The following is a 7494-nucleotide window of genomic DNA, read 5'->3' as shown; positions in this document are numbered from 1 at the left end:
GATAGGGGCAGCTACGCAACGGATACCTTGCACCGCTTCCCCCTCGCTGTAAGCCACTCCTACCCGGCGTATCTCTTTTAACTGCTCCGATAATTTCGTGAGATCAGAAATCGTTTGATCGGTCAGTAGGCCAAGTTCTTGCTCATCCCCATAGAGCTGCTCAATATCCTTTTCACTCATTGCACTCAAAAATAACTTGCCCATCGCTGTAGTGTGAAGCGGCAGCTTCATCCCCAGATGCGAAATAAAGCGCACATGGTGCGTGCTCTGTTTTTCAGCAATATACAAGATATTCCTGTCGCTCCGAATCGCTAAATAAACGGCTTCATTTACGTCCGTAACGATCTGCCCCGCAATATATTGAAACTCCGTCGTTAAGTTCGTTTGCTGGGCATATTTGGCACCAATCTGGAAAATTTTATATCCAAGACGAAACATCTTTCCGTTCTCATCCTTCTCCAAGTAACCACGATGAACCAGATTCTGCAAAATTTTGAATACACTGCTTGCTGGAAGCTCCAACCGACGTGTGATGTCCATTAAACTTAATTCACGTACTTCAACTTCCCCGAACAACTCAAAAATATCCAGCACGCGGTCAGCCGATTTGACGGTTTGACTCGATTTATCCGTTATACTCATCAATGATCCATCCTTTTTGGCGACAGTGCGATAACATCGATTTCTACCAAAATATCAAAATTCAAATCACAATAGATAGTCGTCCTAGCAGGATAAGGATAGGCAAAATAGCTGCCATACACCTCGTTAAATGCTTCGTAATGTGATCGTTCTTTTAGATACACATTCACTTTCACTACATCCTCTATTGTGGCATTAGCTTCTTGCAAGATATGTCGAATATTCTCCAGTGTCTGCAGGGTCTGAGTCTTCAAGTCTGCGCTTACGACTTGGCCCGTTGCAGGGTCCAGTCCTCCTTGACCAGAAACGAACACGAAACCTCCCGCTTCTATCGCGGATGAGAAAGGCTTGCCACTTGCTCCATCGGTTGCAATAGGTTGTTTCAATTTTCAACACTCCTTCCATCGTTGTCGTTCCATAAAGCCCAGCATCTTCCTGGGGTATCTGTGATTTGTGCATAGCTTACCGTTTAAATCTACTCATCTACGATGAGCAGCGATTCGTTGTGCAACCCGCTCTACAGCAGCAAGTGTTTCCTGAACCTCCTTCTCCCCATGCGCGGTAGAGATATACCAAAGTCCATTGGGACGAACGAGAACGCCCTCGTGCAACATCTCTTCGGCAAATTCGGTATACAGCTGTGAATCGCGAAGGTTGAAAGTATCGAAATCAGATACTTCTGATCGATCGATAAACATCAGATGGAATACGGGTCCCTGTTGATTCACAACTGCTTGAAGCCCATTAGTTTTGAGAATCGAGCGAATTCCCTCTGTCAGCAACGTTGCTATATGTTCCATGTCCTTGAACGCTTGCCCATCGGATTTCGACAACTCTTGGATCACCGCTAATCCCGCGGCTGTAGCCAGACTGTTTCCGTTGAGTGTACCAAGATGCATAACTGTCCCTTCTTCGATGAGACGCATGATGTCTCTCTTACCGGCTACCGCGCTCAAGGCAATCCCCCCTGCCATCGCTTTACCGATCGTTACAAGATCTGGTTGAATGCCGAATCGCTCGTGAGCACCACCTAAACCTAAACGAAATCCAGTGATCACCTCATCCCAAATCAATACGATACCGAATTTGTCGGTTAATTCCCTCATTTGCTCCATATACCCTGGTTTTGGCGCAATACATCCGGAATTACACATAACTGGCTCCGTAATAACAGCTGAGATCTCATGTTGATGCCTCGTTAAAGCCTCCTCCAACGCTTCAGGATCGTTCCACGGCAGCAGAATCAGATCTTGCAGGCTATTGAGACTCTGCCCACCTGTTCCCTGAATGATTTCTGATGCAACTTCTGTTTGACCAGACGAGGAAAAGTCCGGGCTCGGAAAGGAAGTGAAAATCGCATCCGACCAACCATGATAATGACCATAAAACCGAACCGTTTTGGTTTTACCTGTATAAGCTCGGGCTAAACGCAGAGCCAACATAACCGCTTCTGTCCCCGATCCGCTGAATGCCACTTGCTCCGCACAAGGGAGTATTTCGGTTAAGCGCCGGCCCAAGCGGATTTCACCATCATGCTGCAAACCATATGTACTTCCTTTTTGCATAACATCATACAGTTGTTCGTTAAAAGCAGGATGAGCATGACCGAGAATCAATGGTCCATAGGCCAACATGTAGTCGATATATTCATGATGGTCCACATCTAGAATTCTTGCTCCGTATGCCTTTTGCACATATAGCGGTGTCGGTTTCATAGAAGCTCGAAGGCTGCTTGCCACACCTCCCGCCACATAAGTTCTCGCTTCTTGCAATCGCTCTGCGGATTGTAAATATCGGTTCATGGGGTATGCTCCTTTTCAAGGAAATGAAGTGGAAAAACGGATTGTGGGACATGATGGTAGGTTAGATGTTGAAGTGAGGCGGTACAGCATCCTGGGGTATCTACTTCGATGATTTGCTTGGCGATAGGACCGAATGCGCTAATCCAGGCAACGGCTGATTTAACTACAATTAAATGAAAATCTGTCGGGTTCAGGCCTATAGATTCGACATGTCCAATATCCCATGGGGGGACTCGTTCTTCCGTGAGAACAATCGTAACCTGATTGACTTCAATGACGGCAGTTTTACCCATATAAGCCACAGTTCCTTTCATATAAGGCCCTCTATGCTTATACACACCGTCAAACAGGAGTTTGATCTTTCCTTCAATTGGAACTGGTTTTCCATGCAAGCTATCACTTTTTCCACCTATAGTGCACGATATTTCATTACCTACACCTTGCTTGCAGGCGATTGAAACAGCTTCCCTATCTCGGATGACGATTAAGCTCTGGAATGGAAGCTTTAGCAGCTCAGGCAACAAGTGAGTTCCGTCAGCTGGAGCTCCTCCGCCCACATTATCCGATGCTTCAACAAGAATGATGGGGCTCTCTTCGGCTTCCATGGCAAGTCTTATGGCTTGCTCGACTTTAACTTCTTGAACCAGAAACTCATCTCGAAGCGACCATGCCAGATTAGCCAGCTTCTCCGCATAACGGTGTGCCAAAGCTTCATTCCTATTGGTCGTTACCGCGAAAGTCATGCCTGCAAAAGGGACATCACTGTATGGAAATCCACCACAGACGGTCACGTTAAGAACCTCTGGATCTTTCTCCATATCAAAAGCTTCTTCCATGATCGTCTTCATGATCCCTTTCGTTGTTATCATTTTTTGCGGTGCAACGAGCATGTTGGGTCTGGCAATGGAAATGACGGGCCCAATCTCGCCGCGAACCTGACGAACCAACAGATGCAGCGCTTCCTCTCCACGCTCATAGGCATCAACATGAGGGTAAGTATCGTATCCGACGAGCAAGTTGCATAATTGAGCCATCTTCTCACCAAGATTGGCGTGCAGGTCAACAGTAACCGCTATAGGAATTTGCTTACCTATAACATTACGAATAACCTCTAGTATGGCAGACTCCATGTCGAGGCATTGCTCAGAAACCATAGCTCCATGAAGAATAACGACCATTCCATCAAGCTCAGAAGCAATTGAACGCGTTAACTCCTTCAAGATCAGCTGACCTGCTTCTTCCGATACGATGCCGCTCGGTGTAGCAGACGTGTACAGCCCTGGCACAAGTGTAACTTTCTCTTCTGTCGATGCGCCAATAACGCCTCCCATCGTCGTTCGGGTATGCTTAAATAAATTCATGAAGGCATCTCTGCCAAGCGTGAAGCAATGTTGAAAATCATTCCACTGCGTCTGTTCAGGAGCGAACGTGTTCGTTTCATGGTAGACACCGACCACTCCAATGCGTAACTGGTTTGACATGCACATGTTCACCCACCTATTAACAGATAATGGCATAAATTTGAGATATTATGGAAATAGTGTAACACACGTTTTTTATTTATATCAAGAAAATTATTTTACATTTAGAAAATTTATATCTGCTTAAAATTACCAATATTCTTTTAGAAAGATGCATGCATAATAGTTCAGCTGCCTCCGCATGATAGGAGTACACCAAAAAAAGGAGTGATTTATCCATGGCAAACAATAGTACATTAGTGGTTCCTCAAGCAAAAGCAGCATTAAATCAAATGAAATACGAAGTAGCTCAACAACTAGGAATTCCGCTTTCACCAGATGGTTACAATGGGAATCTCGCGACTCGCGACGCAGGCTCTATTGGTGGCAGCATTACCAAAAGATTGGTCCAAATGGCTGAACAACAACTACAAGGTTTCCAACGTTAATATTTTGACTTACATGCAAACACAAAAAAGACTCCACTCACCTTTCCTCCTCCTGGTGAATGAAGTCTTTTTTTCTATTCTGTGAATAATCCGTTTAACCTGTCACACGACTCACAATTTTAAGAACCGCATCTCTCGTTAGTTTGTTGCCACCAACAGCGATGAGGTTAACCGTCGCATGCGCAAGCGCTAATGGCACTTTGCAAAATTTCAATGCTGGACCTTCCTTAAGGTCCGCGATATAGGAGTCGGCAAGTTGCAAATTGCGACGTGTGTACTGCTGCATCTCCTTGAATCCCCAACCGTCTGGGAAAAAGTCAACACCACGCTTCAGATCCTCTCCTCTATTTCGGAGGATATTTACCGCTTGAAGTCCTCTACCGAAGCCAATCGCCTTCGTACGATCGGATTGCGTCCCGTCATGCCACAGCCATAGTTCGGATAGCATTTCTCCGACCATACCAGCAACGCTATAGGTGTAGCGGTCCAAATCCTCTTCCGTATGGATGTTCCAACCGCTTTGAACCCAGTCAGACATATCTAAAGACATCTTAGCGATGTAAGAAAATACGATTGGTGCTCCTGTGGTTGGGCATAGCTGCGCCCACTCATCTAGTCGCATAGTAACGGCTGGTAATACCGCCTTATAAGGTGATAGTACATTTTGTATGGCAGCCATCGCGTTATCGGATTGGAATGCCTTATGTATCCCGATAAGTAATTCAATTTTCAGTGAGTCTTCGAGCTCATCATGATCTTCGATTTCGTCTATAGCACGCATACATAGATAGGCTGATGTTACAGCCTCCTTCAAGCCTAATTCCAAACTATTTATAGGTATATAAAAAGTACGGCTTGTTTCCTTCAACATGGTCATTGCATCATTCAGGACGACGTTATTAATGACTTCTCCCTCCAAGTAATCGTTTAGCATTTAACTTATTCGTAGCTAGGTATCATGATAACACACGTTGACATTGTCAATCCAAATTTTATGATCATTTCTCTACGAAGCTCTCCGCCAGCCTCCCGTTATGTTTCAAGTGAGCTCCTCATACATTGGGTAATGACTGCCACTAGAAAGGAGTCCTTCCATGTACGGGTATCCCATTGATAGGTCAGCTTCACCTTCGCATTCAAAGCACTCATCTACCATCGAGGTCCTGGGTGAGGGTACTGTGACTGCAACACCCGACCGGGCTGTGGTTGTGCTCGGAGTTGTGACAGAAGGTCCTAACTTACAAGCCATTCAGACTGAAAACTCCAAAGCCATAACCAACATCATCCAATCCATGATGCGTCTACACATACCCCGAGAAAAGATACAAACGCATGATTATCGTATAGAAATCGTTCATGATTATGTGGATGGAAAACAAATATTTCGAGGTTATAAAATCACCCATCTGCTACAAATCACTACGGATCATGTAGATCAGACAGGAAACCTTGTTGATACTGCCGTAGCAAGTGCCGCGAATAATGTCACAAGCATTCAGTTTACTATAGCACATCCAGAATTTTATGAGAATCAAGCATTGTCGCTAGCCATCCAAAACGCTCGTCAAAAAGCTTATACGATCGCATCTACCTTGGGCGTGACCCTTGGCGCGATCCCTTCCCAAGTGCAGGAGCCTTCKCGGACGGCAGGTCCTATGCCCTACATGACTGCCAAATTTACTGCAAGTGCGGTTGATAGTTCTATTGAGCCTGGTCAATTATCCGTACAAGCGGCGGTACGCGTTTGGTTTTTATTTACCTAAAATTATTTTGCAGGTTCGTAATGGACATGAACTTCAAATACTTCTGACGTCTTCTTCAATTCATTTTCTACTTTTGTTGCAATATCATGCGCCTTTTGAAAGTCCAAATCTGCTTTTATAGAAAGAACAACGTCAACAACAGCATTACTACCGTAATTTCTAGCGCGGAGGTCCTTTACATTTTCAACCCCTTCAACTTGCAGCACGGTATCCTTAAAAGCTTGAATAGCTGTTTCATCGAATCCATCTGATAAATGATGTGAGGCTTCACGGAATATGTCCCATGCCGTTTTACATATAATAAATCCAACCAATACCGCGGTCAAAGGGTCAAGCCAAGGCAAACTAAATTGGGAACCAATGATACCCACTACGGTCCCGACACTTACGAAAGCATCTGATAAATTATCTTTCGCTGCAGCCATAACGGCTTGACTTTTAATTTTTTGGGCAAGATTCTTATTATAACGAAATACAACATACATGACGACCGCACAGAAAAGCCCTGTCCACACGGATATGAGATCCGGCGCTTGCTCGCTCGCTTGAAAACTCGATTTGATGGCGGTTATAAATACATCCAGACCAACCGCCATCATGATGAATGAGGCAACCAAAGAGGCAATCGTCTCTGATTTCCAATGTCCATACGGGTGGTTTTCATCCGCTGGCTTTTGAGCCAACTTTAATCCGATCAATACGGCAATCGATGCCACAATATCTGTCGCATTGTTTAAGCCATCTGCTTTTAAAGCTTCCGAACCTGATATATGTCCAACGATTAATTTCAAGGCGGAAAGGCATATGTAGGCAACTATGCTGAGGATAGCTCCTCGTTCTCCCATTTTTAAATTTCCATATCTCATCTCTTGTTCCATAATTCCTCTGTACTCCCCTCGGCTTTTCGTTCCGCTTGTTCATCATATCAACCGAACTTTGTGTGGGTCTAGAGAAACGTTTTTTCATAGGGGTGAAAAAATAGGTAAGGGTAAAGAAAGTTGCACCATACAAAAAGATTAGGCTTATAGCAATATATAAAGGCCTGTGAGCGGTTTATTAGGTTGCATATAATAAAATTTCAATAGATAATTAACGTCATATAGTGAGAATGCTCCAACGGGTGGGAGGACAAGCCATGAATAAAGAAGATCAGGTCATCATGAGTTTCAGAGATTTAGTAAACAAGATGGCTTGGCTTAATAAACCTAAGATGGAAGAAAGTCTTAAGGGTTATAAGTCATCTGAAGTCCATTGCATCGAATACATTGGTAGAAATGAAGATTCCAACGTGACCAAGCTTGCGGAGTCCTTTTATATGACTAGCGGTGCTATAAGCAAACTAACTAAGAAGCTCATTAAAAAAGGCCTTATTGAAAGC

The 7494-nt window shown here is 44.4% G+C and carries 9 protein-coding genes; 3 read left to right on the top strand and 6 right to left on the bottom strand.

Going from position 1 to position 7494, the window contains the following annotated elements:
- From AC1DUA_RS15105 to AC1DUA_RS15090, 4 genes are all read right to left on the bottom strand, one after another.
- On the bottom strand, positions 1–642 hold a 642-nt coding region (locus AC1DUA_RS15105; RefSeq protein WP_477500555.1), incomplete at its 3' end, for an IclR family transcriptional regulator.
- Entirely contained in the window at positions 642–1028 is a 387-nt protein-coding gene (locus AC1DUA_RS15100) for a RidA family protein (RefSeq protein ID WP_477500554.1), read from the bottom strand. The genes AC1DUA_RS15105 and AC1DUA_RS15100, both read right to left, overlap by 1 nt.
- 93 nt (positions 1029–1121) lie before the next feature.
- Positions 1122–2444 (bottom strand): aspartate aminotransferase family protein, encoded by a 1323-nt coding sequence (locus AC1DUA_RS15095; protein ID WP_477500553.1) that lies wholly within the window; start codon positions 2442–2444, stop codon positions 1122–1124.
- Positions 2441–3925, bottom strand: coding sequence for a M81 family metallopeptidase (locus tag AC1DUA_RS15090; protein WP_477500552.1), 1485 nt, complete (start codon positions 3923–3925; stop codon positions 2441–2443). The genes AC1DUA_RS15095 and AC1DUA_RS15090 overlap by 4 nt, the downstream gene beginning before the upstream one ends.
- 218 nt (positions 3926–4143) lie before the next feature.
- On the opposite strand from AC1DUA_RS15090, the gene AC1DUA_RS15085 reads away from it, so the two are divergent.
- Positions 4144–4353, top strand: a complete 210-nt coding sequence (locus AC1DUA_RS15085; RefSeq protein ID WP_127450781.1) for an alpha/beta-type small acid-soluble spore protein — start codon at positions 4144–4146, stop codon at positions 4351–4353.
- Positions 4354–4447: 94 nt separating this feature from the next.
- On the opposite strand, the gene AC1DUA_RS15080 is transcribed toward AC1DUA_RS15085, so the two are convergent.
- Positions 4448–5287, bottom strand: coding sequence for a squalene/phytoene synthase family protein (locus AC1DUA_RS15080; RefSeq protein WP_477500551.1), 840 nt, complete (start codon positions 5285–5287; stop codon positions 4448–4450).
- Positions 5288–5447: 160 nt separating this feature from the next.
- Between AC1DUA_RS15080 and AC1DUA_RS15075 the strand changes: the two genes are divergently transcribed.
- A complete protein-coding gene (locus tag AC1DUA_RS15075; protein ID WP_477500550.1) occupies positions 5448–6116 on the top strand; it encodes an SIMPL domain-containing protein in 669 nt (222 codons plus the stop codon).
- Between the two features lie 2 nt (positions 6117–6118).
- On the opposite strand, the gene AC1DUA_RS15070 is transcribed toward AC1DUA_RS15075, so the two are convergent.
- Positions 6119–6994: a cation diffusion facilitator family transporter gene (locus AC1DUA_RS15070; RefSeq protein ID WP_477500549.1), complete on the bottom strand. Its 876-nt coding sequence runs from the start codon at positions 6992–6994 to the stop codon at positions 6119–6121.
- Between the two features lie 257 nt (positions 6995–7251).
- On the opposite strand from AC1DUA_RS15070, the gene AC1DUA_RS15065 reads away from it, so the two are divergent.
- Positions 7252–7494, top strand: a 243-nt coding sequence (locus tag AC1DUA_RS15065; protein ID WP_477500548.1) for a MarR family transcriptional regulator, incomplete at its 3' end; no start/stop codon positions are given.

Source organism: Paenibacillus sp. 01T422 (assembly GCF_056398785.1).
This window is presented reverse-complemented; position numbering and strand designations above follow the sequence as displayed.